Origin of the sequence: Pantoea rwandensis, assembly GCF_002095475.1 — a bacterium.
Lineage (GTDB): Bacteria > Pseudomonadota > Gammaproteobacteria > Enterobacterales > Enterobacteriaceae > Pantoea > Pantoea rwandensis.
In genome coordinates this window covers 1-25,746 of sequence record NZ_MLFR01000026.1, presented here as the reverse complement: position 1 = coordinate 25,746, position 25,746 = coordinate 1, and the positions used below count along the sequence as shown (strand labels likewise).

21 protein-coding genes, 1 tRNA gene and 2 pseudogenes are annotated in these 25,746 nt (G+C 54.0%); 8 read left to right on the top strand and 16 right to left on the bottom strand.

Going from position 1 to position 25,746, the window contains the following annotated elements; genetic code table 11:
- Positions 1 to 10 precede the first annotated feature (10 nt).
- A complete protein-coding gene (gene barA / locus HA51_RS20330; protein WP_084936392.1) occupies positions 11 to 2,740 on the top strand; it encodes a two-component sensor histidine kinase BarA in 2,730 nt (909 codons plus the stop codon).
- A gap of 112 nt (positions 2,741 to 2,852) precedes the next feature.
- On the opposite strand, the pseudogene HA51_RS20325 reads toward barA, so the two are convergent.
- The 6 genes and pseudogenes from HA51_RS20325 to HA51_RS20300 form a co-directional block, all read right to left on the bottom strand.
- Positions 2,853 to 3,993 (bottom strand): annotated as a pseudogene (locus HA51_RS20325) (glycerate kinase).
- 85 nt (positions 3,994 to 4,078) lie between these two features.
- Positions 4,079 to 4,963: a 2-hydroxy-3-oxopropionate reductase gene (gene garR / locus HA51_RS20320; protein ID WP_084936391.1), complete on the bottom strand. Its 885-nt coding sequence runs from the start codon at positions 4,961 to 4,963 to the stop codon at positions 4,079 to 4,081.
- 19 nt (positions 4,964 to 4,982) lie between these two features.
- Positions 4,983 to 5,750, bottom strand: coding sequence for a 2-dehydro-3-deoxyglucarate aldolase (garL, locus tag HA51_RS20315; protein ID WP_084936390.1), 768 nt, complete (start codon positions 5,748 to 5,750; stop codon positions 4,983 to 4,985).
- Positions 5,751 to 5,802: 52 nt separating this feature from the next.
- Positions 5,803 to 7,134 (bottom strand): glucarate dehydratase, encoded by a 1,332-nt coding sequence (gene gudD, locus HA51_RS20310; RefSeq protein ID WP_084936389.1) that lies wholly within the window; start codon positions 7,132 to 7,134, stop codon positions 5,803 to 5,805.
- A 10-nt stretch (positions 7,135 to 7,144) separates the two neighbouring features.
- On the bottom strand, positions 7,145 to 8,491 hold the full coding sequence (locus tag HA51_RS20305) for an enolase C-terminal domain-like protein (RefSeq protein WP_084936388.1): 1,347 nt from the start codon (positions 8,489 to 8,491) through the stop codon (positions 7,145 to 7,147).
- Between the two features lie 9 nt (positions 8,492 to 8,500).
- Positions 8,501 to 9,847, bottom strand: coding sequence for an MFS transporter (locus HA51_RS20300; protein WP_084936387.1), 1,347 nt, complete (start codon positions 9,845 to 9,847; stop codon positions 8,501 to 8,503).
- 505 nt (positions 9,848 to 10,352) lie between these two features.
- Between HA51_RS20300 and garD the strand changes: the two genes are divergently transcribed.
- A complete protein-coding gene (garD, locus tag HA51_RS20295) occupies positions 10,353 to 11,912 on the top strand; it encodes a galactarate dehydratase (RefSeq protein ID WP_084936386.1) in 1,560 nt (519 codons plus the stop codon).
- Positions 11,913 to 12,042: 130 nt separating this feature from the next.
- Here the strand turns inward: garD and HA51_RS20290 are convergent, their stop codons facing one another.
- From HA51_RS20290 to syd, 4 genes are all read right to left on the bottom strand, one after another.
- The gene (locus HA51_RS20290; protein ID WP_084936385.1) at positions 12,043 to 12,489 is read right to left on the bottom strand and encodes a flavodoxin; all 447 of its coding nucleotides are present in this window, start codon (positions 12,487 to 12,489) and stop codon (positions 12,043 to 12,045) included.
- A 12-nt stretch (positions 12,490 to 12,501) separates the two neighbouring features.
- Entirely contained in the window at positions 12,502 to 13,281 is a 780-nt protein-coding gene (gene truC, locus HA51_RS20285; protein ID WP_084936384.1) for a tRNA pseudouridine(65) synthase TruC, read from the bottom strand.
- A complete protein-coding gene (locus HA51_RS20280) occupies positions 13,281 to 13,607 on the bottom strand; it encodes a YqcC family protein (RefSeq protein WP_084936383.1) in 327 nt (108 codons plus the stop codon). The genes truC and HA51_RS20280 overlap by 1 nt, the downstream gene beginning before the upstream one ends.
- A gap of 588 nt (positions 13,608 to 14,195) precedes the next feature.
- Positions 14,196 to 14,744 (bottom strand): SecY-interacting protein, encoded by a 549-nt coding sequence (gene syd, locus HA51_RS20275; protein ID WP_084936382.1) that lies wholly within the window; start codon positions 14,742 to 14,744, stop codon positions 14,196 to 14,198.
- Between the two features lie 62 nt (positions 14,745 to 14,806).
- On the opposite strand from syd, the gene queF reads away from it, so the two are divergent.
- From queF to xni, 3 genes are all read left to right on the top strand, one after another.
- Positions 14,807 to 15,652 (top strand): NADPH-dependent 7-cyano-7-deazaguanine reductase QueF, encoded by an 846-nt coding sequence (gene queF / locus HA51_RS20270; RefSeq protein ID WP_084936381.1) that lies wholly within the window; start codon positions 14,807 to 14,809, stop codon positions 15,650 to 15,652.
- A 187-nt stretch (positions 15,653 to 15,839) separates the two neighbouring features.
- Complete coding sequence (ppnN, locus tag HA51_RS20265) at positions 15,840 to 17,195, top strand: nucleotide 5'-monophosphate nucleosidase PpnN (protein WP_084936380.1); 1,356 nt, start codon at positions 15,840 to 15,842, stop codon at positions 17,193 to 17,195.
- A 38-nt stretch (positions 17,196 to 17,233) separates the two neighbouring features.
- Positions 17,234 to 17,989, top strand: a complete 756-nt coding sequence (gene xni / locus HA51_RS20260; protein ID WP_084936379.1) for a flap endonuclease Xni — start codon at positions 17,234 to 17,236, stop codon at positions 17,987 to 17,989.
- A 473-nt stretch (positions 17,990 to 18,462) separates the two neighbouring features.
- Here the strand turns inward: xni and rlmM are convergent, their stop codons facing one another.
- From rlmM to HA51_RS20240, 4 genes and pseudogenes are all read right to left on the bottom strand, one after another.
- Entirely contained in the window at positions 18,463 to 19,563 is a 1,101-nt protein-coding gene (gene rlmM, locus HA51_RS20255; RefSeq protein WP_084936378.1) for a 23S rRNA (cytidine(2498)-2'-O)-methyltransferase RlmM, read from the bottom strand.
- Positions 19,556 to 19,951, bottom strand: a complete 396-nt coding sequence (locus HA51_RS20250; RefSeq protein WP_039330690.1) for a DUF423 domain-containing protein — start codon at positions 19,949 to 19,951, stop codon at positions 19,556 to 19,558. The genes rlmM and HA51_RS20250 overlap by 8 nt, the downstream gene beginning before the upstream one ends.
- A gap of 51 nt (positions 19,952 to 20,002) precedes the next feature.
- Positions 20,003 to 20,919: pseudogene (locus tag HA51_RS20245) on the bottom strand (transcriptional regulator GcvA).
- 336 nt (positions 20,920 to 21,255) lie between these two features.
- Positions 21,256 to 21,480: a YgdI/YgdR family lipoprotein gene (locus HA51_RS20240; RefSeq protein ID WP_084936377.1), complete on the bottom strand. Its 225-nt coding sequence runs from the start codon at positions 21,478 to 21,480 to the stop codon at positions 21,256 to 21,258.
- Between the two features lie 204 nt (positions 21,481 to 21,684).
- Between HA51_RS20240 and csdA the strand changes: the two genes are divergently transcribed.
- Positions 21,685 to 22,890, top strand: a complete 1,206-nt coding sequence (gene csdA, locus HA51_RS20235) for a cysteine desulfurase CsdA (protein ID WP_084936376.1) — start codon at positions 21,685 to 21,687, stop codon at positions 22,888 to 22,890.
- A 4-nt stretch (positions 22,891 to 22,894) separates the two neighbouring features.
- On the top strand, positions 22,895 to 23,344 hold the full coding sequence (gene csdE / locus HA51_RS20230; RefSeq protein WP_084936375.1) for a cysteine desulfurase sulfur acceptor subunit CsdE: 450 nt from the start codon (positions 22,895 to 22,897) through the stop codon (positions 23,342 to 23,344).
- Here the strand turns inward: csdE and tcdA are convergent.
- Both tcdA and mltA read right to left on the bottom strand, forming a co-directional pair.
- Positions 23,332 to 24,138, bottom strand: a complete 807-nt coding sequence (gene tcdA, locus HA51_RS20225) for a tRNA cyclic N6-threonylcarbamoyladenosine(37) synthase TcdA (RefSeq protein WP_084936374.1) — start codon at positions 24,136 to 24,138, stop codon at positions 23,332 to 23,334. The two genes, csdE and tcdA, sit on opposite strands and share 13 nt — an antisense overlap.
- A 147-nt stretch (positions 24,139 to 24,285) precedes the next feature.
- Positions 24,286 to 25,434: a murein transglycosylase A gene (gene mltA, locus HA51_RS20220; RefSeq protein ID WP_084936373.1), complete on the bottom strand. Its 1,149-nt coding sequence runs from the start codon at positions 25,432 to 25,434 to the stop codon at positions 24,286 to 24,288.
- Positions 25,435 to 25,638: 204 nt separating this feature from the next.
- Between mltA and HA51_RS20215 the strand changes: the two genes are divergently transcribed.
- A tRNA-Met gene (locus tag HA51_RS20215) sits at positions 25,639 to 25,716 on the top strand.
- Positions 25,717 to 25,746: the final 30 nt, after the last annotated feature.

Sequence of the window (25,746 nt, the reverse complement as noted above, 5' to 3'; positions counted from 1 at the left end):
GGCCACAATTATGACCAAATATAGCCTGCGGGCACGAATGATGATTTTGATACTGGCGCCAACGCTGATGATTGGCCTGCTGCTCAGTACCTTCTTCGTGGTTCACCGCTATAACGAGTTACAGCATCAGGTGCGCGACGCGGGTGCTAACATTATTGAACCGCTGGCAGTCTCGAGCGAATATGGCATGACCTGGCACAACCGCGATGCGATTCGCGAGTTGGTCAGCCTGCTGCATCGTCGTCATTCCGATATTGTCCGTGCCATTACCATTTTCGACAACAACAATCACATCTACGTCACCTCGAACAACAACCAAAACCTCGCGTTGTTGCAAAAAGAAGACATCTCGACTTTAGAAGACGGTGTATCGGTTGAACGCCACGGTAATTTGATGGTGTTACGTACACCGATTATCTCAGAACGTTATTCCGTGGATGAACTGCCCGGTGAAGATGCCAAACCCGCGGGCAATCCGCTTGGCTACGTGGCGATTGAGTTGGATCTGCAATCGGTACGACTGGAGCAGTACAAAGAGGTGTTTGTAGCCACTTTGCTGTTACTGTTCTGTTTGTGCATCGCCATGCTGTTTGCCTATCGCCTGATGCGCGACGTCACTGGGCCGATTCGTAATATGGTTTCCACCGTGGACCGGATTCGTCGCGGCCAACTCGACAGCCGGGTGGATGGCTACATGCTGGGCGAGCTGAGCATTTTAAAAAATGGTATCAATGCCATGGCGATGTCGCTCACCGCCTATCACGAAGAGATGCAGCAGAATATCGATCAGGCCACTTACGATCTGCGTGAAACCCTGGAACAGCTAGAGATTCAAAACGTCGAGCTAGATCTGGCGAAGAAGCGTGCCCAAGAGGCGGCGCGTATCAAATCTGAATTCCTTGCCAATATGTCACATGAGTTGCGCACACCGCTGAATGGCGTGATTGGCTTTACCCGCCAGATGTTAAAAACCGGACTCAGCACCAACCAGCGCGATTACATGAGTACCATTGAGCGCTCCGCCAATAATTTGTTGAGCATCATCAACGATGTTCTCGACTTCTCAAAGCTGGAAGCAGGCAAACTGGTGCTGGAGTCTATCCCCTTCCCCCTTCGTGCCACGCTCGATGAAACCCTGGTCCTGCTGGCGCCGTCCGCCCATGACAAAGGCTTGGAGATCACCGTCTGCCTGGAAAAACAGGTACCGGACAATGTGATTGGCGACCCGCTGCGCCTGCAACAGATCCTGATTAATCTGATTGGCAACGCCATTAAATTCACCGAGAGCGGTCACATCGATTTGCGTGTGGAATTACGTAATCTCAGCACCACCCGCGCTGAACTGGAAATCCAGGTGCATGACACGGGCATCGGTATTTCAGAACAGCAGCAGTCACAGTTGTTCCAGGCATTCCGCCAGGCGGATGCCAGTATTTCTCGTCGCCACGGCGGCACCGGCTTGGGCTTGGTCATTACCCAGAAACTGGTCAGTGAAATGGGCGGTGAGATAGCCTTCCACAGCCGTCAGAATCAGGGTTCAACCTTCTGGGTCCATATCCATCTGGATCTCAATCCTAATGCTCCTCCCATCCCGCGCATGCTGGAGGATTTACGCGCCATCCCTCTTGCCTATATCGAGCCTCATGCTGCCGTTGCAAAAGCGGTACAAGAGATGTTGAGCATTACGCCGTTGCAGGTGCAGCACTATGCGACGCTGGAAGAGATGCCGGATACGTATTTCCCGCTGCTTCTGATGGGGTTGCCCGTCAGCGATCCGCACCCTACCACGCTCTCCGATGCGCTGATTACGCGCCTGCGCTCCCATGCGGATTCCGTACTGTTAGCCTTACCGAGCGAGATGATGCTGTTTGCAGACGATCTCCGTGCACGTGGCATTGCGGGCTGCATTGCTAAGCCCGTCTCCTTAACGCGGTTGTTGCCGATGCTGTTGGACTTGCATAGTCGGCAAAGCGATGCGCAGCCCCGCAGTGCCCGCCAACCTTTAACGGTCATGGCCGTAGATGACAATCCTGCCAACCTGAAGTTGATTGGGGCGTTGCTGGAAGAAGAGGTGCAGCACATCATCTTGTGCGACAACGCTGAACAGGCGATTCGCCAAGCGAGGCTGCACAAGCTGGACGTGATACTGATGGACATTCAGATGCCTGACATTGATGGCATTCGCGCCAGTGAAATCATCCGCAACCTGCCACTGCATGCCAACACACCGATTGTGGCTGTCACTGCTCATGCACTGGATGGTGAGCGTGAACAACTGATAGGTGCAGGCATGAACGACTATCTTGCCAAGCCGATTGATGAGGGCAAGCTCAGTCAATTGCTGCAGCGCTACGCGCCGAACAGGGTAACAGCGCAGGTGGTACAGCCAGACGTTGCGCCGTCTCTCGACTGGACGCTGGCTCTGCGCCAGGCCGCGAATAAACCCGATCTGGCGCGTGACTTGCTGCAAATGCTGTTGGATTTTCTGCCCGAAGTGGAAGAGCGCGTGGAGAACTGCATCGCCAGCAATGATGTGGCCGGGCTGCGTGAAATCATCCACAAACTGCACGGCAGCGCAAGCTACAGCGGCGTGCCGAGGCTTAAGCAGCTGTGCCTGCAGTTAGAGAAGAGTTTGCATCAGGAAAGCGATATTGAGGCGCTGGAACCCGAACTGCTGGAGATGAGCGACGAGATGGCGAATGTCGCCAGAGAGGCGCGCAAGGTGCTGGGCGTCATATGATTTCGTAAACAGAATGGTAGCGGCGGAATTTAACTCGCCTTGCCTGAGGCGGCACTGTGCCACATCGGGTCAACACGCGCGATAAATCGCGCCGCTGCGCTTAGCGCAGGGGTTACAACCCCTGCCCCATCTTGAGGGTCGCCGCGACATTGCGCGCCGTCAGCCGCACATTCTGCGCCGCATTCTTTAGCGCGTCCTCGAGCGTGCCGATACTGAACAGCACGCTAAACACCGCATCCAATCCGTGTTGATGCACGATTCCCACATCCGAGGTTAAACTACCGGCGATACCCACCACAGGTTTGTTGAACTGCTTTGCAACCTTGGCCACACCGATTGGCACTTTGCCATTAATGGTTTGGCTATCAATACGCCCTTCCCCGGTAATCACCAGGTCTGCATCTTTCACCTGTTCAGCAAGTCCCAGGGCTTCCGTCACAATCTCAATGCCTCGGCGCAATTCGGCATGGCAAAATGCGTGCAGCGCCGCGCCCATGCCCCCCGCTGCACCACCACCTGCGATGTGCAGCACATCAATATCCAAATCGCGGTGAATGATGCCCGCGTAGTGTTCCAAAGCCTGATCCAACTGGCGAACCAGTTCCGGCGTCGCGCCCTTTTGTGGGCCAAAAATGGCCGAAGCGCCCTCTTCGCCGGTCAATGGGTTCGTCACATCGCAAGCCACTTCTATGCGGCACTGCTGAAGCCGTGCGTCCAGCTGGTCTATCTCAATCCGCTCTAGCTGCGGTAACGCGCCGCCGCCGAAAGCAATCTCATTATTCTGTTTATCCAGCAAACGTGCACCGAGCGCCTGCATCATACCGGAGCCGCCATCGTTGGTGGCACTGCCGCCAATGCCGATGATGATATGGTCAACACCGCGATCGAGCGCGTTTTTTTATCAACTCACCGGTACCGAACGAATTGGTAATTAGGGGATCGCGCCGTGCGACGGGCACTAACTCCAGCCCGCTGGCGGCGGCCATTTCGATAAAGGCCGTGCGCGCATCGCCGGATAGCCCATAAAAGGCTTCGACGGGATCGCCAAGCGGTCCCGTCACCGTCAATCTGACAATACTTCCTTGGGTGGCCGCCACCATGGCTTCTACCGTGCCTTCACCACCGTCGGCGAGCGGTATTTTCACGTATTCGGCTGCGGGGAAGATTTCGCTAAATCCCGCTTCAATTGCCGAGGCCACTTCCAGGGCGGACAAACTCTCTTTATATGAATCCGGTGCGATGACAATTTTCATAGGCAATCCGAGCGCGGTAAGTGACGGTTTTCCGTCCGGCAAAGGCAGTAAGCGGTCCGGCATCCAAGGACACCGGACAGACGAACTACCGGGTGATCTCGACCTGAGCTAATTTTTCATAATAGCAAGCCAGTGCGCTATGGTCGGCGGTGCCCTTGCCGTCCACTTTCAGCGCTTGCATCATCTCCATCACCGCAGCGGTCAGCGGCAGATGCGCGCCAATGCCGTGTGATGTATCCAGCGCGTTGGCCAAATCTTTGATGTGCAGGTCGATGCGGAAGCCCGGCTTGAAGTTACGATCCAGCACCATTGGCGCTTTGGCATCGAGTACGGTGCTGCCTGCCAGCCCACCACGAATCGCCTGATACACCAGCTCAGGGTTCACGCCTGCTTTGGTCGCGAGTGACAGTGCTTCTGACATCGCCGCGATGTTCAGCGCCACAATCACCTGGTTCGCCAGCTTGGTGACGTTGCCTGCACCGATATCGCCGGTGTGCACCACCGAACCCGCCATCGCTTTCATGATGTCGTAGCACTGATCGAACACCGCTTTATCACCACCGACCATCACGGACAGCGTGCCCTCAATGGCTTTTGGCTCGCCGCCGCTGACGGGTGCATCCAGCATCTTGATGCCCTTTTCTGCCAGCGCATCGTGCACTTCACGGCTGGCCAGCGGTGCGATGGAACTCATATCGATGACGATCAAACCTGGCTTCGCCCCTTCGATGATACCGTTAGCACCCAGGCACACTTCTTTCACCTGTGGTGAATTCGGTACCATGGTGATCAGCACATCGACCTGCTCAGCCACCTCTTTTGGCGATTTGGCCACAGTAGCGCCCAGCTCCACCAGTTCGGCTTCATTGCTGACGTTATGGTCGCGAACGACCAGTGAATAACCGGCTTTCACCAGGTTTTTACTCATCGGTTTGCCCATAATACCGAGGCCGATAAATCCAATTTTCATTGCCTTTCCTCTTAGTCAGTTATTTCTTAAATTTGTCGCACAGCGCCTGCGTGGCGTTGCGGAAAACACCGAGATCGCTGCCCACTGCCACAAAGGTGGCACCCCATTCCAGATAACGTCGCGCATCGGCTTCTACAGGTGCCAGAATCCCACTCGGCTTGCCCGCCGCTTTGGCACGTTCAAAGATATGTTTGATCACTTTCAGCACTTCAGGATGGGCAGGCTGGCCGAGATAGCCCATTGCCGCCGAGAGATCGCCCGGTCCGACAAAGATGCCGTCGACGCCGTCCACTGCCGCAATAGCATCGATGTTATCGACAGCTTGCTGCGTTTCGATCTGCACCAGCACTGTGATGTTGTCGTTGATAGTGGCGTTGTAGTCGGGCAGCGTGCCGTACATGTTGCTGCGATGCGAAACCGACACACCGCGAATACCCGCAGGTGGATAACGCGTGGAGGCCACGGCGCGAATCGCCTCTTCCTCGGTTTCCACAAACGGCACCAGGAAGTTATAGAAGCCAATATCCAGCAGGCGCTTGATGATGATCGGTTCGTTGCAAGGCGGACGCACCACCGGCGCGCTGTGGCTGCCTTTCAGCGCCATCAACTGCGGGATAAAGGTGGTGATGTCGTTCGGCGCATGTTCGCCATCCAGCACCAGCCAGTCAAAGCCTGCCAGCCCCAGAACTTCAGTAGAAATCGGGCTGGCAAGGGCACACCAGCTACCAATCAGGGTTTCCCCTGCCAGCAAACGGCGACGAAAATGGTTCGGCCAGGCATTGCTCATTGTCTTTACTCCTGTCTGTTACAACAGGCGCCCGCACGGGACGCCGGAAACGTTAGCGTACCAGGCACGGACGCTTGTTATCGAATGTCCAGTTCGGCACGAGGAACTGCATCGCCTGCGCATCGTCGCGCGCGCCCAAACCGTGTTTCTGATACAGCGCGTTGGCCTGCATCACCTGATCCATATCCAGCTCGACACCCAGACCCGGTTTTTGCGGCACCTGCACCATGCCACCTTTGATCTGGAACGGCTCTTTAGTCAGACGCTGATTGCCCTCCTGCCAAATCCAGTGGGTATCGATGGCGGTAATCGCACCCGGTGCGGCGGCGGCCACGTGGGTGAACATCGCCAGCGAAATATCAAAGTGGTTATTAGAGTGCGAACCCCACGTCAGGCCGAAGTCGTGGCACATCTGCGCCACGCGAACCGAACCTTGCATGGTCCAGAAGTGTGGATCGGCCAGCGGGATATCCACCGATTGCAGGGACAGCGTGTGACCCATTTGACGCCAGTCGGTGGCGATCATGTTGGTGGCCGTCGGCATACCAGTGGCGCGACGGAATTCCGCCATCACTTCGCGGCCAGAGTAGCCCTGTTCGGCGCCACACGGATCTTCCGCATAGGCCAGCACGCCTTTGAGTTGCTTACCGAGCAGAATCGCTTCATTCAGCGACCAGGCACCGTTAGGATCGAGCGTCACGCGCGCCTGCGGGAAGCGTTTCGCCAGTGCAGTGACGGCTTCGGCCTCTTCACCACCGCGCAGCACGCCGCCTTTCAGTTTGAAATCATTGAAGCCATATTTCTCATACGCAGCTTCGGCCAGACGCACCACAGTATCCGGCGTCAGCGCCTCTTCATGACGCAGGCGATACCAGTCGCATTTCTCATCTTCCTGGCTCTGATAAGGCAGCGAGGTTTTTTTACGATCGCCGACGTAGAACAGGTAACCCAGCATCTCAACGCGATCGCGTTGCTGCCCATCGCCCAGCAGCGAGGCAACGTTGACGCCCAGATGCTGACCCAGCAGATCCAGCAACGCCGCTTCAATGCCGGTCACCACATGGATGGTGGTACGCAGGTCGAAGGTCTGATTGCCGCGTCCGCTGGAATCGCGGTCAGCAAAGGTACTGCGCACCAGATTGAGGATGTTTTTGTACTCACCCACCGTTTTCTGCACCACCAGCGCCGCGGCATCTTCCAGCGTCTGACGAATCTTTTCGCCGCCCGGAATCTCCCCAACGCCGGTATGGCCTGAATTATCTTTGATGATGACAATGTTGCGGGTGAAGAACGGTGAATGTGCACCGCTCAGGTTCAGCAACATGCTGTCGTGACCGGCCACCGGAATGACCTGCAACGATGTAATTTTCGGGGTCTGACTCATTTCCTGCTCCTTAAGCATGACGACGTCCAAAAGCCGGACGCTTGCGGTCGAATGACCAACCGGGAACCAGATACTGCATCGCCGTGGCGTCGTTACGCGATCCCGCCGGCAGTGATTTGTAGAGGGCATTAGCCTGATGCAAGCGATCCCAATCCAGCTCAACGCCGAGGCCGGGCTTATCCGGCACGGCAATCTTGCCGTTGCGGATCTGTAATGGCTCTTTAGTCAGGCGCTGATCGCCCTCCTGCCAGATCCAATGCGTATCAATGGCGGTGGGTTTGCCCGGTGCGGCAGCGCCAACGTGGGTGAACATCGCCAGCGAAATATCGAAGTGGTTGTTAGAGTGGCAGCCCCAGGTTAAGCCCCAGTCGTCGCACAATTGCGCCACGCGCACCGCGCCGCTCGGCGTCCAGAAGTGTGGATCGGCCAGCGGGATATCCACCGAATTGAGCATTACCGCGTGATTCATCTCGCGCCAGTTGGTGGCGATCATATTGGTGGCGACAGGTAATCCAGTGGCCCGGCGGAACTCCGCCATCACTTCACGACCGGAATAGCCCTGCTCGGCACCGCACGGATCTTCGGCGTAAGTCAGCACATCACCCATGCCTTTGCACAGACGAATGGCTTCATCCAGTGTCCAGGCGCCGTTGGGATCGACGGTGATGCGTGCATCCGGGAAGCGTTTTTTCAGTGCGGCAGCGGATTCAATCTCCTGCTCGCCCGGCAGCACGCCGCCCTTCAGTTTGAAATCTTTGAAGCCGTATTTGTCCTGTGCCGCTTCGGCTAAACGCACCACCGCTTCCGGCGTCAGTGCCTCCTGATGCCGCAGGTGATACCAGTCGTGACTGGCACCTTCGCCAGTCAAATACGGCAGATCGGTTTTGCGTCGATCGCCAAGATAGAACAGATAACCGAGTACCGTGACTTCATCGCGCTGCTGGCCTGGACCGAGCAACTCAGCCACCGGCACGCCCAAACATTGGCCCAACAAATCCAGTAGTGCGGCTTCCAGCGCCGCCACCGCGTTGACGCGCAGTTCAAAGGTCCAGGCACCTTTACCGAAGGTATCGAAATCTGCTGATTGATTACCCTTATGCACCTGCTGCACCAGGCGGTTCATGCGCGCCACCTGCTGGCCTTTGACCTGCGGAATAGCCTCTACCAGCGTTTGGTAAATGGTTTCGCCACCCGGTGCTTCACCTACGCCGGTGTGACCATCGCTGTCGGTCAACACCACAATGTTGCGGGTGAAGCAGGCGCTGTGTGCACCACCAATGTTCAGTAGCATGCTGTCGTAACCGGCAACCGGAATAACCTGCATATCGGTGATCACTGGGCTACTTTGCGTATTCATAGTTCGTCCTTATGCTCGGTGTTTCAGTTCAACACGCTTGATATCACCCGCTATCACCAGGAAGCTGAAGGCGGCGACAAACGCGTGGATACCGACATAAATCAGCGCGCCGTTGAAGGAACCGCTGGTGGCAATGATGTAGCCAATCGCAATGGGTGTAACGATGCCGGAGAAGTTGCCAAACATGTTGAACAAGCCGCCGCTTAAGCCGCTGATCTCTTTTGGTGCGGTATCAGCCATCACCGCCCAACCCAATGCCCCAATGCCTTTGCCAAAGAAGGCCAGCGCCATAAAGAACACCACAACCCATTCGGTTTCTGTGTAGTTGCACATCACCATGCTGATGGAGAGCAGCATGCCAAGCACAATCGGCGTTTTACGTGCGATGTTCAGCGATCCGGTTTTACGCATCAAATAGTCGGAAATCACGCCGCCCAACACACCGCCTGCGAAGCCACATATCGCGGGAATCGAAGCGACAAAGCCCGCTTTCAAAATCGACATGCCACGTGCCTGAACCAAATACACCGGGAACCAAGTAATGAAAAAGTAGGTTAAGGCGTTAACACAATATTGGCCGAGATAGATACCCAGCATCATGCGGGAGGTCAGCAGCTGTTTGATTTGATACCACTTCTCACTCCAACTCACCTTCTGCTCGGATTTCTTGGCATCCATATTGATTAGCGCACCGCCCTGCTCCATGTACTCCAGTTCGGCTTTATTCACGCCCGGATGGTCATTGGGATCGTGGATCACTTTCAGCCAGATAAAGCTGAGGATGATGCCCAACCCGCCCATGAACCAGAACACATGTGCCCAACCCACTTCAGAGACCAACCACCCCATGATCGGTGCAAAGATTACTGTGGCGAAATACTGAGCGGAGTTGAAGATGGCCACTGCGGTACCGCGCTCTTGCGCGGGGAACCAAGCGGCCACAATACGGCTGTTGCCCGGGAAGGAAGGCGCTTCAGCCAAGCCCACCAGGAAGCGCAACATAAACAGCGAGATGATGATGCCAAAGCCACTGAATACGTCGACAAAGCCTTGCAGCAAGGTAAACAGCGACCAGGTAAAAATACTCCAAAAGTAGACGCGTTTTGATCCAAAGCGGTCGAGCAGCCAGCCGCCGGGAATCTGTCCAATAACGTAAGCCCATGAGAAGGCGGAGAAGATGTAGCCCAATCCAACCGAATCGAGGCCAATATCTTTGGACATGGCAGAACCGGCAATCGAGATGGTGGCGCGGTCCCCGTAGTTGAATGAAGTGACAATAAATAACATCACCACAATCCAGTAACGGGCATTGGTGCGCTTTTGCACCGTTTCCGCTGTCTGGCTGAAACTATTCATGCTGCACTCCTGAAATATAGCGAACGCTACATTCACTCTGACTGCATACACATCGCGTTGGGTATCAGAATGATGTCGGGTTAAACACGGCGATTGTTGTTATGGCAAACGATGATGCGTCGTGACGAATAACCAAACGTTGAAGAACGAGAATCAGTATAGGAACAGCCAGCAGGCGAGACATTGGAAGGAAGCCCGATAATAAAAAGAGATTAGCGTCTATTTTCTGGCAATTGCACATAACGCTGCGGCGTGGCTCACGGAACAGCACCTTTCACGACCAAATTGGTTAATAAACAGCCCGGCACAGCGCACTTTGTGAGTCTCTTCACTTGCGTTTGGTGAAACGAACCAAACTCAGGCAATAAAACGGCGCAAAGCCAGTCAGTTGCACAATGCGTTAGCCAATACCCCTGCATATACTGAGGCTGGCAAAAAATGATGACGTGACGGAAGCATTTACAACGCGCTGCCATGTACAGCGCGACGAACTGGAAGGTGAGCAATGAACCGACCGCTAACAGAGAAACCGCTCTATATAAAAGTGCACGACGCCGACAACGTGGCGATCGTGGTCAACAACCAGGGCTTGCCCGCAGGCACGCGTTTTGATGACGGCTTACAGCTGACTGAACATGTGCCGCAAGGGCATAAAGTGGCCTTGGTTGATATCCCTGAGCATGGCGCAATCCTGCGCTATGGTGAGGTGATTGGCACCGCGTTGCGCCCTATTGCGCAAGGTAGCTGGATTGAAGAATCTTTGGTGGCACTGCCCGAAGCGCCCCCGCTCAACAGCTTGCCATTGGCAAACAATGTCCCCCCTGCGCTGCCGCCGCTTGAGGGTTATACCTTCGAAGGCTATCGCAATGCCGATGGCAGTGTGGGTACCCGCAACTTGCTTGGTATCACCACCAGCGTTCACTGTGTTGCTGGTGTGGTTGATTATGTGGTGCAAATGATCGAACGCGATCTGCTGCCACGTTATCCCAACGTCGATGGCGTCGTTGCACTCAATCATCTTTATGGCTGTGGTGTGGCGATCAACGCACCGGCAGCGGTGGTGCCGATTCGCACTATCCACAACCTCGCCCTTAATCCCAACTTTGGGGGCGAAGTGATGATTGTCAGCCTCGGCTGCGAAAAATTACAGCCAGAACGTCTGCTGACTGGCACACCAGATGTGCAGGCCATTTCGCTTGATGACAACGATATTGTGCGTTTGCAGGATGAACGACACGTAGGCTTTGGCGCGATGGTGGATGAAATTCTTCATGTCGCCGAGCGTCATCTGAAAAAACTGAACCTGCGCCAGCGTGAGACTTGCCCGGCATCAGAACTGGTGATTGGCACCCAATGCGGCGGCAGCGATGCGTTTTCCGGCGTGACGGCCAATCCGGCTGTCGGATTTGCTTCAGATTTGCTGGTGCGCTGCGGTGCCACGGTGATGTTCTCCGAGGTGACCGAAGTACGCGATGCGATACATCTGCTGACGCCACGCGTGGTGGATGAAGGTGTGGGCGCAAGGCTGCTGGAAGAGATGGCGTGGTATGACGATTATCTCAGTCAGGGGCAAACCGACCGCAGCGCCAATCCCTCGCCCGGCAATAAAAAAGGTGGCCTGGCAAACGTGGTGGAGAAAGCGCTGGGATCGATTGCCAAATCAGGACGCAGCCCGATTGTTGAAGTGTTGTCACCTGGCCAGCGCCCCACTAAGCGGGGGCTGATTTATGCGGCGACACCCGCCAGTGATTTTGTTTGTGGCACACAGCAGATGGCGTCAGGTATTACCTTGCAGGTCTTCACCACGGGGCGCGGCACCCCCTATGGCCTGGCGGCTATTCCGGTGATTAAAATGGCGACGCGTAATGCCCTGGCAGAGCGCTGGCACGATTTGATGGATATTAACGCGGGCACCATCGCCACTGGCGAAGAGAGTATCGAGCAAGTGGGCTGGCGGTTGTTTGAGTTGATTCTGGATATTGCCAGTGGTCGCAAACAAACCTGGTCTGATCGTTGGGGAATTCGCAATCAGCTGGCGGTGTTCAATCCGGCACCGGTGACCTGATAGCTATCGTTCCCCTCTCTCCACATGGGAGAGGGGAGCGATCTGAACGGCCTGAAAAAATTATCACTTGATTCTTCAGGCCGTTTAGATTGCCTGTAGCCGCTTGCCAGATCCGAAGCTAAGGCAAAAATTACAGCAACTGACCCCAGTTCTCTACCCATGGCGTGGTCACAGACTCGGGCTCTGGATCTTCCGTGGCGTCCACCAACAGCACATCACCGACGCGTTTGGCGCTCTGCTCCTGCAACGTCGCATCAAAGGTTTTACCCGCCCCGCAGAAGTTGTCATAGCTGCTGTCACCCAGTGCAATGACGCCATAGCGCAGCTCAGGCTGATAGCCCACTTCATCACGGACTTGTACATATAAACGGGCAATGTTATCCGGGAAATCACCTTGGCCGGTTGTTGAAGTGACAATCAAAATCACCTCTTTGCCGTAGGCTTGCCAATCCGCTAACGAGGGATCCTCGAAAACTTTGACTTCATGGCCCTGCTCTTCCAGTACCGGCTGTGCTTCTTCAGCCACCAGCAGCGCATTGCCGTAAACCGTACCTGTAAAAATGCCAATCTTTGCCATCTTGCCGCTCCTTTATTCTGTTGGCTTATCCTGGACTGCCTCGTCGGCAAACTCAACCCTGGGAACCTCAGGGATCTGATCCTGCCAGCCAAACTGTTGCAGCATACCCTGCCAGACGCGATCCAACCCGGCGCGGATCACTAAAGGCGCTCCGGTTACCGGATGGGTCAGGCTCAACGCACTGGCATGCAGCATCAATCGATTCATACCAAAGTGCTCTGCAGCACCACGGTTTTGGCGCAGATCTCCATGGGCGCTATCGCCAATAATCGGATGACGCAGATGTACCATATGACGACGCAACTGATGTTTGCGACCGGTATGGGGTGACATTTCCACCAGGGTATAACGCGCGCTGTCGTAACGGCTGATCGCCACCGGCATCTCAACCTGCGCCAGTGAGCGATAATCGGTCACCGCGGGCTGCGCCGTACGTTCCTGAGTCGCGAACTTATCGGCAATCTTATCCAGCTCTTCAACCAGCGGATAGTCGAGCGTCGCGCTGCCATCCAGCCAACCGCGCACCACCGCGTGATAGGTTTTCTGCATTTTATGCTGCTCGAACTGCTGCGACAGCAAATGCGCCACTTCGCTGGAGAGCGCCATTAACAGTACGCCGGAGGTGGGGCGATCAAGGCGATGCACGGTAAAAACGTGCTGACCAATTTGGTCACGCACCGTTTGCATCACCACGACTTTTTCGTCGCGATCAAGCCAACTACGATGCACCAACCAGCCAGACGGCTTATTGACGGCTACCAGCCATTCATCTTGATAGAGGATTTCCAGCATCAGGCAGTGGGTTCCTGAAACAGCGCATCAAATTGGTTTAGCGTGAGGAGTAGTACAGCGTAGCCCGGGGTCGTATCGGGCAGCGCGACTTCATAGTAAGGCGCGATGGCAAAGTTCTGAGGTAGCGGTGCACGCGCTTCAATTAAGGCGTGGAAACGAGGGATGAGCACCCACTGAAGCCACTCTAAAGGCTCAAGCGTGTCGAGACAAAAAGGCTCGGTGCTGGCGAAGGCTTCCGCCTCAGGGGATTGAGTCTGCCAGTGATCGTGTTCGCGCATCACCGCTTCGACCTGCTGCAGCTGTTGAATAACCATTTGCGACGACATACGCCACCTCCAGAGAAAATTGGGCGGCAAGCATACCACTAGTCATTCAATGCGCAAAAAAGCCATAAAAAAAGGGAGCACTGTTATTACAGTGCTCCCGGTTTCGTTTGCAGCATTCCCGCCACCGCTGTGCTCCCTGCTCATCCATGACAACTCTTCCTATGCTTTCCGTTGCTTGTCATCGTGACATTTGTCCTTGGCATCCAGGCCCACCACATCCTGCGTGGCTCTCATTCTCCATCCTGGAGGTGTCCTTTACTCAATCCTGAGTGTCCTGCTTCATCCTGAAGCCTTCCTTGTGACGTAAACTCCGTTACGTTCCTGCCTCCTGGCTGACATTCTCCTGAATGTCTCTTTATCCTTGGCTTCCTGCCAGTGGTGACTATTCTGTCAGAAACTATCGGAATAACAAGCTAGTAAGAAGCGTTAATGGATTAAGTCATATATTGATTTTAAGAGAGATCCCATAAGCTTATGATTCACAATATTTTTACATTCAATACTTACGAAACGCTGCAAAATGATCTAGCGATCTCTCACACTCCATGTGAGAGATCTCTTACACAGGATATGTGTAAACTCTGCTAATCAGGCACTAACCGGTTGTAAAGCATTAAGAAAAGTCTGGATATCGCCAGCCAGTGTTTGGCGATTTTTACTACCAGGCTGTTCCAGAATAACTTCACCCGTTAAGTTACAGAGCGCAATCACATCCTGCTCGGATTCAGTGGTCGCAATGAATAATGTTGGACTCTGTTTCAAGCGGCGCTTCATGACCAAGTGACCAATCAGGTTTTCCTGCAAGCGGGTAAAGTCTGATTCACTCCACACCTGTAGCAAAGTTATCGGCTGCTGATCAAAGGTGGCCAGCATATCTCCAGCAAACTGTGAGGTATAAATGGCGCTAATTTCTGGCTGAAGCTGAATATCCAGTGCACGCTCAACCGCTTCAAGCGTTGCTGGCAATGTGAACGGCTGTGGCTGCCATAACACGCGATCATCCAGCGTGGCGACGATACAAGGCGAAGGTACCCCCAATAAATCTGCGCTAGCGGGTAGATGCCCAGATTGTTGCTGCCAGTGCTGAACATAACGGGCGGTAAAATCACGCAGAGCGTCTGCGGTTTGCTGCATCATTCATCTTCTCGCTTGTGATCGGTTACACTTAGCCACTTTGAAAGAATGTAGTGGTAACCGATATGTCTTCTGAAAACCGCGATCAGGCATTAAGCGGCCTGACGTTAGGTAAGCCCACGGCTTATGTTGATCGCTACGATAACACGCTGTTGCAATCTGTGCCGCGCAGCCTGAATCGTGAACCGCTGGGGCTCTACCCCGATAGCCTGCCCTTTCAGGGAGCAGACATCTGGACGTTGTACGAACTCTCCTGGCTCAACAGCAAAGGCGTGCCGCAGGTTGCGGTAGGCGAAGTCGTGTTGCGTGCTGACAGCGAAAACCTAATCGAGTCCAAGAGCTTCAAACTTTATCTTAACAGTTTTAATCAGACGGTTTTCGCGGACTGGGGCGAAGTGCGCCAAACGCTGGAGCGCGATCTCCGTGCTTGCGCCAACGGCGAAGTCAGCGTTGCACTTTTCCGTTTGAGCGAAATTGAAGGTCAACCGATTGGCCATTTCAACGGTGATGTTATCGACGAGCAGGACATTGAAATCCATGACTATGCTTTCAATGCCGATTACCTGGCCCAAGCGGCAGGCAGCGAAGTGGTTGAGGAAACGCTGGTCAGCCATTTGCTGAAATCCAACTGTTTGATTACCCATCAGCCGGACTGGGGTTCCGTCATGATTCGCTACAAAGGCCCGCGCATTGACCGCGAGGCGCTGCTGCGTTATCTGATCTCTTTCCGTCAGCACAACGAATTTCACGAGCAGTGTGTTGAACGTATTTTCAATGACATTCAACGCTTTTGCCAACCAGAAACCCTGACGGTTTACGCACGTTATACGCGTCGTGGTGGGCTGGATATCAATCCATGGCGCAGCAACGTGCCCTTCTCTCCTGGCTTCTCCCGCCTCGTTCGCCAGTAACAGATTGCGAGATGCCTCGCAGGCCGCTGCACGGATGCGCGGTTCCACTTGAGCATTGACTGCGGACAACGTTACTCTGTCCAAGGCGCGAGGGTTATAACCTGCGTTTCCAGGGATTTTCGTCACTGTGCTCAGTCAGTTAAAGCGCAGCGTCATCAGTCACGCATTTGCGTGTAAAGGAGTGCTCTTGATTACACATATCAGCCCTTTAGGCTCAATGGATCTGCTTTCCCAGTTGGAAGTTGACATGCTGAAGCAAACGGCCAGCAGCGACCTCTACCAGCTGTTTCGTAACTGCTCACTTGCGGTGCTCAACTCCGGCAGCCAGACCGACAGTAGTCATGAACTGCTTTCCCGCTTTGAAAACTTTGATATCAACGTGCTGCGCCGTGAACGTGGCGTAAAACTGGAACTGATCAATCCGCCAGAAGAAGCCTTCGTCGATGGGCGCATTATTCGCTCACTGCAGGCTAATCTGTTTGCCGTACTGCGCGACATTCTGTTTGTGAATGGCCAGCTTGATCACAGTGATAAACAAAACGCCGACAATTCCGCACACATCACCAACCAGGTGTTTTCCATTCTGCGTAATGCGCGCGCGCTGCACATCGGCGAATACCCCAATACCGTGGTGTGCTGGGGCGGCCACTCGATTAACGCGGTGGAGTATCAGTATTGCCGCAATGTCGGCACCCAAATGGGCCTGCGTGAACTCAATATCTGCACGGGCTGTGGGCCTGGGGTCATGGAAGCGCCGATGAAAGGCGCTGCGGTTGGCCACGCGCAGCAGCGCTACCACGACAGCCGTTTTATTGGTCTGACAGAGCCTTCAATCATCGCGGCGGAGCCACCGAACCCGCTGGTGAATGAATTGATCATCATGCCAGATATCGAAAAACGTCTCGAAGCCTTCGTTCGTATCGCGCACGGTATCGTGATCTTCCCCGGTGGTGTCGGCACAGCTGAAGAGTTGTTGTACCTGCTGGGGATTTTGATGAACCCGCACAACAGCGATCAAGTCCTGCCACTGATTCTGACCGGTCCAAAAGAGAGCGCTGACTATTTCCGTGTATTGGATGATTTCATCGTCAATACCTTGGGTGAGACCGCACGTAAGCACTACAAAATCATCATTGATGATGCCGCCGAAGTCGCGCGCTTGATGAAGAAAGCCATGCCACAGGTGAAGGAGTATCGCCGTGAAACGGGTGATGCCTATAGCTTTAACTGGTCGATTCGTATCGCGCCAGAGTTACAGGTGCCGTTCCTGCCGACGCACGAAAATATGGCTAATCTGAAGCTGTTCCCTAACCAGCCAGCAGAAAAACTGGCTGCGGACCTGCGCCGCGCCTTCTCTGGCATTGTTGCCGGGAACGTTAAAGAGGTCGGTATTCGGGAAATTCGCGAGAAGGGTCCCTATCAGCTTCAGGGTGACGCAGACATCATGCATCGCATGGATGAACTGCTGCAGGGCTTTGTCGCACAACAACGCATGAAGCTGCCAGGCAGCGCCTACATTCCCTGCTACGAAATCATCAAATAACCTCTCAGGAAGGCAGCCTATGGGCTGCCACAATCATTATGCCGCTTCATCTTCTTATTATTGATGCGCTGAACCTGATCCGCCGTCTGCATGCGGTACAAGGTTCACCCTGCCGCGATGCTTGTGTTGCTGCACTGCACCAGCTGTTAGGTCACACGCAGCCCACCCATGTCGTGGCAGTATTTGATAGCCATGAACGCCATCCCGGTTGGCGCCACCAGCTTTTGCCAGATTACAAAGCCGGTCGTCCGCCGATGCCAGACGAATTGCAGTTAGAGATGCCTGCCATTCAGCAAGCTTTTCAAGCCGTAGGCGTCAGCTGTTGGGTCGCCGATTTGGATGAAGCCGACGATCTCGCCGCCACGCTGGCGGTGAAGATGGCCGATGCAGGGCATCAGGCTACCATCGTGTCCACCGACAAAGGCTATTGCCAGTTATTGGTCCCTAACATCCGTATCCGCGATTATTTTCAGAAACGCTGGCTGGATGTGCCCTTTATTGAGCAAGATTTTGGCGTCGCGCCCACGCAGTTACCCGATTACTGGGGGCTGTGCGGCATCAGCAGCAGTAAAATTCCCGGTGTGCCCGGTATTGGCCCCAAAAGCGCACGCGAGTTGCTGATGCAGTTCGGCACGCTGGAAGCCATCTATCAACAGTTCGATCAGGTCCCTGAGAAGTGGCAGAAAAAACTGCGCGATCACCAAGAGATGGCAAAAATCTGCCGTCAGGTCTCAACGTTGAAACGCGATTTAGTGTTGCAGGGAAATTTGAATACGCTGCGATATAAGGCGTGAAAGATATGTGCGGAATCACCCTGCCGCACAAACTCCTGAATATCTCGATATGCGATATGCGCAATAAGTTGCGCCGCTACCAGTATAGCCAGAGAGATCCTGCGAAATAATTTGTGCTACAGCAAGGCGGCAAGTGCGCGAGTCCCCGAGAGCATACTTTAGTATGTGACCGGGGCGAGCAAGTGCAGCCAACGCCGCTGTAGTGCAAAGTATGAAGCAGAATCGGCAAGTACGTGAGTCCCCGGGACCATACATCAGTATGTGACTGGGGCGAGCAAACGCAGCCAACGCACCTGTGGCGCGAAGTATGACGGAAGATCAGACAGAGTTAACAGAGTACGCAGAATTTCCCTAAATAATTCGTGTCGCAGGAAGGCGGCAAGTTTATTAAGTCCCCAGGAGCATACATTAGTATGTGACTGGGGCGTATAAACGTAGCCAACGCACCTGTGGCGCGAAGTATGACGGGAAATTTAGCGTTCGTCGCGACGGCCGCCCACAGCCGCCCAAAGCCGGCGCACATGCACGGTAATCTCTTCGCGGTCGTGATAGAGCTGGCGTGCCTGAATCTGCGCATTAATCCCCTGCTCTTTTAACGCCGCATCCATCATCGCCAGGTTTTGCGTCACTTCCTCATAGCGCTTTTTCATCGGCAGCTTGAGGTTGAAGATCGCTTCACGGCACCAGCCATTGACCAGCCACTCTGTCATGAGGCTCGCCACACGCACTGGTTTTTCCACCATGTCACACACCAACCAGCTGATGTTGCTACGGCTTGGGCGGTATTTGAAGCCATCTTCACGGCAATGGGTCACCTGCCCGGTATCCATGAGACTTGGTGCCATCGGCCCATTATCCACGGCAAATACCCACATGCTGCGTTTCACGAGTTGGTAGGTCCAACCGCCTGGACACGCACCGAGGTCTACCGCATACATGCCGCTGCCCAGACGCTCATCCCACTCATCGGCCGGGATAAAGACATGAAATGCCTCTTCCAACTTAAGAGTGGAACGGCTTGGCGCGTCAGAAGGAAACTTGAGGCGCGGAATGCCCATATAGAAAGGCGAGTTGTTTTCGGGCAGTGAATAACCGACATAACACGTACCTGGCGCAATAAAGAACACATGCACCACAGGACGCTTGGGTGATTCGTAGTTCAACAGAATATTGCTGGCACGCAGGCTGGCACGCAGTGGCACGGTCAACTTGCGACAAAACTTGGTCAGTTCCTTCGCTTCATTGGTATCCGGCACTTCAACACGAAGATCACCGCCTTTCTCCACCACGCCCATCAGCATGCCGACAATCGGTGTAATACGATCTTCCGTTGGCAGCTCGCGCAGCAATTCCCCCACCACTAACATTTGTCGAGCAAAGATCAGCTCGGCAAACGGCAGCGTTTTCATTAACTTTTCCGCGTCTTCAAGCTGGTAGCATTCAAACAGCACGTAGCCGGAATCATCTTTCACACGCGGGAAGCCGTAAATCTCGCGCTCTGCGGCTTTGGCACTGATTTCTGCCGCACACTCTTTCTCAAATCCCGGACGGCAATAGAGTAAAACTTTATTCATGGCGATCTGCCTTTCGTTTCAGACGCAGCGCGCCAATCAACATCAAGAACCATCCAATCAGGAAGCACAAGCCTCCCACTGGCGTGACAAAAACCCAAAACTTCATATGCGACAGCGCCAAACAATAGAGGCTGCCGCTAAATAATACGGTACCCAGCGCCAGCAAGGCGCTACTCCAGTAGAACCAGATATTGGCGCGACGCAGCATCGCCGCCCCTAACCCAATAACGGCCAGCGTATGGTACGCCTGATACTCCAATCCGGTATGGATCCACGCCATCTCAGCGGGGCCGAGCGACTTGCTCAGCACATGTGCTCCAAAAGCACCAAATGCCACCAGCAGAAATCCGCTGATGGCCGCAAACACAAACATGGCACGACTGGACATTCAATAATCCTCAAAGATGAAACTGCACATCACTGTGCAGCAATCAACGCATTAGTGATCGTAGCGAAAGCGGAATTTTTCTTGTTCATTTGCTGCTTTTTCCAGGATCCACTGACGAAAGGCGGCTATTTTACCCAGTTCTGCCTGGCTGTCATGACAAACCAGATAAAAAGCGTTTTTACTGACTAAGACATCATTAAAGGGGCAGACCAAGCGACCCGCTTCAATTTCACTTTGTGCCATTACATTGTTCGCCAACGCCACACCCTGGCCGTGAATCGCGGCCTGTAAAACCATGGCGCTGTGACTGAAAATTGGCCCCTGTTGCACATTAATGTGCTGCAAGCCTAGCTGGCGAATGTAGGATTGCCAGTCACGACGCGAAGCATCATGCAGCAGCGTAACGTTTGCCAAATCCGCGGTTGCTTTAAGCGGATGGTCACCGGTCAGCAACATCGGAGAACAGACCGGCAAGAGATATTCGGCATACAGTTTCTCAACACGTAATCCCGGCCAGTTGCCACGACCGTAGAAAATGGCCACATCAACATCGTCGGCTAATTTCTCTTCGTCACGGTCAACAGCTGGATACGAACATCAATGCCCGGATAAGCCATATTAAAGCTGGAAAGGCGTGGCACCAGCCACTGAATTGCAAAACTGGGCAGCAGGCTGACGGTTAAAGCCCCCTTCGCGCTGCGTGCCTGAAGTTTACGCGTCGCATCGTTAATTGCAGAGAAGATCTCTTTGATATCCAGATAGTAGCTTTGACCTTCTTCTGTCAGTAAAAGCGAACGATTCCTCCGGCGAAACAGCTTAAGACCGAGGAAATCTTCCAGAGATTTAATCTGATGGCTGACAGCAGCCTGGGTAACAAACAGCTCTTCAGCGGCTTTTGTGAAGCTCAAATGGCGGGCTGCAGCATCAAAGACACGTAAAGCATTGAGCGGAGGAAGGCGTTTTGACATGGTTTTCCGTCTACGGATTCACAAGGTAATAGTCCAACTTATACAAAGTCGTTACGTATTAGTTATTTTAATCCGAGACATTATAATTTGTCCGTTGAGGAAGCTCCAGCAAATACCTATAGTTGCCGCACTTCCTGAGCCGGAACGAAAAGATTTCTAGAAACGTGCGAGAGATCGCAGACTTTTGGAGAGCTTTTGGCTTGTGGTCGTGATGTTGTGTTTGCAATTTTGATCTGACCTTTGCAGATCAAGCTTTTAATTCCTGTAGATTTACCCTGTCTGTCCAAGTGATTTTATGTAGCACCGCAAATTGCGGTGCTTTTTTTTGTCTGCTGTTTATTGACCCATCTCTGCCATCTCTTTGACATCTGAGCGGTTAATCTGCTGCTTGTTGCCATTGGCATCTTTATAGCTGATCATACCGGTTTCATCGTCAACTTTTGGTTTGCCGCTCGCGACAATGGTGCGACCATCATTGGTATGCATCACGTAATTGCTCGAACAGGCAGCCAGGGTAAAGGCCATGGTGCACACGGCCAGCACTGCGGTAAGTTTTTTCATCTTCTATCTCCTTGCAGATTGATTGCATTAAACCACCCGCATGCTGACCAGAGGCAGCAAAAGTGAAATCGACTACAAATCGTCGATTCGTTATGCGGGTTTCGGTTCAAACCTTGCAATAATTAGCATAACGCGCTTTTCCAGCTTTGCCAGGCAACCGACAGGCTTTCAGCCTGGTCTTAAATTCAAAACAGTGGGTTGAGCATGACCATTTTTTCCCCAACCGCCTTCCGCGCGCAGTTTCCCGCACTCAACGATGCTGGGGTTTACCTCGACAGCGCCGCCACCGCGCTGAAACCGCAAGCCGTAATAGAGGCAACTGCAGAGTTCTATTCGTTAAGCGCTGGCACGGTGCATCGCAGTCAGTTCAAAGCCGCTCGTCTACTGACAGAGAAATATGAACAGGCACGCGGCCTGGTTGCCCGCTGGATTCATGCCGCAGACGATCGTCAGATTATCTGGACGCGTGGCACCACCGAAGCCATCAACCTGGTGGCCAATAGCTGGCTGATGCCTCGCCTGCAGCCAGGCGATGAGATTGTCGTAAGCGAAGCGGAGCATCATGCCAATCTGGTGCCGTGGTTAATGGCAGCACAGGCCAAGGGCGCGAAAGTGGTGAAATGGCCAATTGGTGCTGATCGCCTGCCGGATATCAATCTGCTTCCCCCGTTACTCAACGCGCGCACCCGGTTACTGGCTATCGGCCAGATGTCGAATGTGACCGGTGGCTGCCCAGATCTGGCCCAGGCGATTGCAATGGCACATGCTGCTGGCGCCAAAGTGATGGTGGATGGCGCACAAGGTGTGGTGCATGCCCCACCGGACGTGCAAGCGCTGGATATCGATTTTTATGCTTTTTCTGCCCACAAACTTTATGGGCCAATGGGCATTGGTGCGCTCTACGGCAAAGCCGAACTGCTGGAAGAAATGGATGCCTGGCAAGGCGGCGGCAAGATGTTAACGCAGGTCGATTTCAATGGCTTCACCCCGCAGCCAGTACCCTGGCGCTTTGAAGCAGGCACGCCAAACGTTGCAGGTGTGGTTGGCTTGAGCGCTGCACTGGAGTGGCTGTCGCATCATCACGCTGAAAAAGCAGAGATGTGGAGCCAGCAGCTCGCCAGCCTGGCCGAAGAACAGTTGAGTGATATCCCCGGTTTCCGCAGTTTTCGCTGCGGTCAGGCCAGCCTGCTCGCCTTTGATATCCAAGGGATCCATCATAGCGATATCGTGACGCTACTGGCGGAACAAGGCATTGCACTCCGCGCCGGACAACACTGCGCGCAGCCCTTAATGGCAGCGCTCGGCGTTAGCGGCACATTGCGCGTGTCGTTTGCACCCTATAATAATTTGCAGGACGTGGATGCGCTGGTGCGCGCCATGCTTCATGCCGTCGATTTACTGAGCGAATAACCTAATGACCACCTTAATTGGCCCACATCCGTTTGGCGATGTCATCACCGAAGCCAGCCTGAAAGAGAAATTTGCCCATTTTCATCAATGGGAAGATCGCTATCGCCAGTTGATTCAGCTCAGTCGCCAACTGCCTGCGCTGTCAGAGACAGTGAAAACAGCAGAGATTGAACTCAGCGGCTGTGAGAATCGGGTGTGGCTGAGTAGCCAAGCGCTTCCAAACGGCACCCTGCATTTTTACGGCGACAGCGAAGGCCGTATCGTGCGCGGTCTGTTAGCGGTGTTATTAACGGCAGTGGAAGGCAAAACGCCAGCGGACCTGTTAGCACAAGATCCGCTGGCGTTGTTTGACACTTTAGGTTTGCGAGCACAGCTTAGCGCCTCACGGAGCAGCGGTTTAAAAGCGTTAGCGGACGCCATTCTCCGTGCCGCGCGCGTGCATCAGGCAGGCTGACGGGCCGCACGAGCAAGGAATTTCTTCAACGCGTGCGAAACCGCGATAAAACCAAATGTGGCGGTCACCATGGTGGCCGCGCCAAATCCCGCCGCGCAATCCATGCGTTTTGGCCCCTCTGCGGTGCTCTTGGAGTTGCAAACGCTGCCATCCAACTGCGGATAGACCAACGCTTCTGTCGAAAACACGCAATCGATCCCTAATTTTCCCTTGCTGTTCTTCACGATTTTAAAGTCGCTTTTCAAGCGCTCTCGCAGTTTTGCAGCTAACGGATCTTGGATCGTTTTTGCCAGATCGCTGACCTGAATTTGCGTCGGATCGATTTGCCCGCCCGCACCGCCGGTGGTAATAAGAGGGATTTTGTTACGGCGACACCAGGCTATCAGTGCTGCTTTTGGGCGCACGCTATCAATCGCATCAATCACATAGTCAAATCCCGCTGAGAGCAACTCGGCGGTGTTATCTGGCGTGATGAAATCATCAATGCAAACCACTTCACATTCTGGATTTATTGCACGGATGCGCTCTGCCATCACTTCAGTCTTAGCCTGCCCCACTTTGCCTTGCAGGGCATGAATCTGGCGATTGGTGTTGGTGATACAGACATCGTCCATATCGATCAGCGTGATTTTACCAATCCCGGTGCGCGCTAACGCTTCAGCGGACCACGAACCGACACCGCCTATACCAATCACACAAAAATGGGCGTCGGCAAAGCGCTGTAACGCGTCTTCACCATACAAACGCCCGGTGCCGCCAAAACGTTGCCGCCAGGCGTCGCTGACTACTTTCATATCTAACCTTTTGATGCGGTGCGCAGAAATTCGCACGCTGAAGAACGCATACGCTGTAGCGATGCAATTTATTGCGCGATGAATCGCGCCGCTACAACGTACGCAGGTGGAAATCCAAACTCAGACTGATTTTAAGCGGCTACGATATCAATTCGCCCCAATGATCAGTGAACCATTATTGCCATTTTGCGGATTACTGAACAGCGGCTGTCCAGCACCCGGTGCGGCTTTCAACACCCAGACACGGCCATAATGGTTATAGAATCCGGCCAAGTGCGCCGCATCTGGCCCTACGCCCTGATAGATATCGAAATGCTGACCTTTAATCGCACCGCCAACATCCAATGCCACCATCAAACGCATTTCATACTTGCCGTTGAATTTGCCCTTCTCGTTCAATTGCGGCACTTCGGCGAGCAACGCCGTACCCGCCGGGATTAATGAACGGTCCGATGCCACCGAGGCTTTGGCAATCAGCGGTACCGCACTGGCACCGCGCACTGGCACGTAATCTTCGGGCTTAAAGAACACGAAGGATTGGTTGGTTTCCAATACATCACGCACCTGCTCCGGAGAATGCTCCTGCGCCCACTGGCGGATCGCCTGCATTGACATATCTTCGCGTTTCACTTCGCCACGGTCGATCAGCTCCTTACCGACACTATGATAAGCCCAGCCGTTCTTGCCACCGTAACCAAAGAAACGCATTGGACGACCATCACCGAAATCGACGTAGCCGCTGCCCTGCACGTCCATCATAAAGTTATCGATCAGCGAGTTGCTCCAGGCAATCACGTAGCGTTCGTCGAGACCGCCGCTATATATAGAAGCGCGACTTGGCAGTTTCTGACCACGCGGGCGCGGCGGCATGCGATAAATCGGATACTGGAACTCCCCCTGGCGGGTATAGCGTGCTTCCACTACAGGGGTGTAGTAGCCGGTAAACTGCACGTTGCCGTAATTATCGGTACCTTCCATCTGATAAGCGTTTAGACCGAACTGGCTCAACTGACGGGTATCGGCACCGGAAAGCAGCCAGTTTTGGATGGCGCTATAAGTGCCGGTGTTACGAGTGTATAAGCCGCTGGAGGCACTTTGAATCTGCTGTATTTGAACACCAAAATCTCTGCCGTTTACCGGACGCCCTTTAGCATTCGGTTCATTGACCAGCCCGAGCGGTTGCTCCAGCTTGCCATCAATATATTGCTGACCACGGTCGGTCGGCTTGGAACTACAACCTGCTAACAGCGCGAGAAACGCGCCTGTCAGTGCATACTTCGCCCAATGTCCTTTCATCACTTTCTCTTTTTCTCGGTTGTTTGCACCGCGACGATAGCAAAGGGGCAGAAAGAATGAAATCCGCCGCAGGGTACCGCGCTCACATCTGTACAATTAATCGCCCAATGGCACTAATATTCACCAACTGGCTGTAAATTTAAGGCTTTAACTCAAAAAGGGGTTGCATCGCCGCGCGCCAAGAGTATAGTGCGCATCCACGGACGCGGGGTGGAGCAGCCTGGTAGCTCGTCGGGCTCATAACCCGAAGGTCGTCGGTTCGAAATCCGGCCCCCGCAACCAATTCTTCTTAATTGAAGAGACAATTTGAAA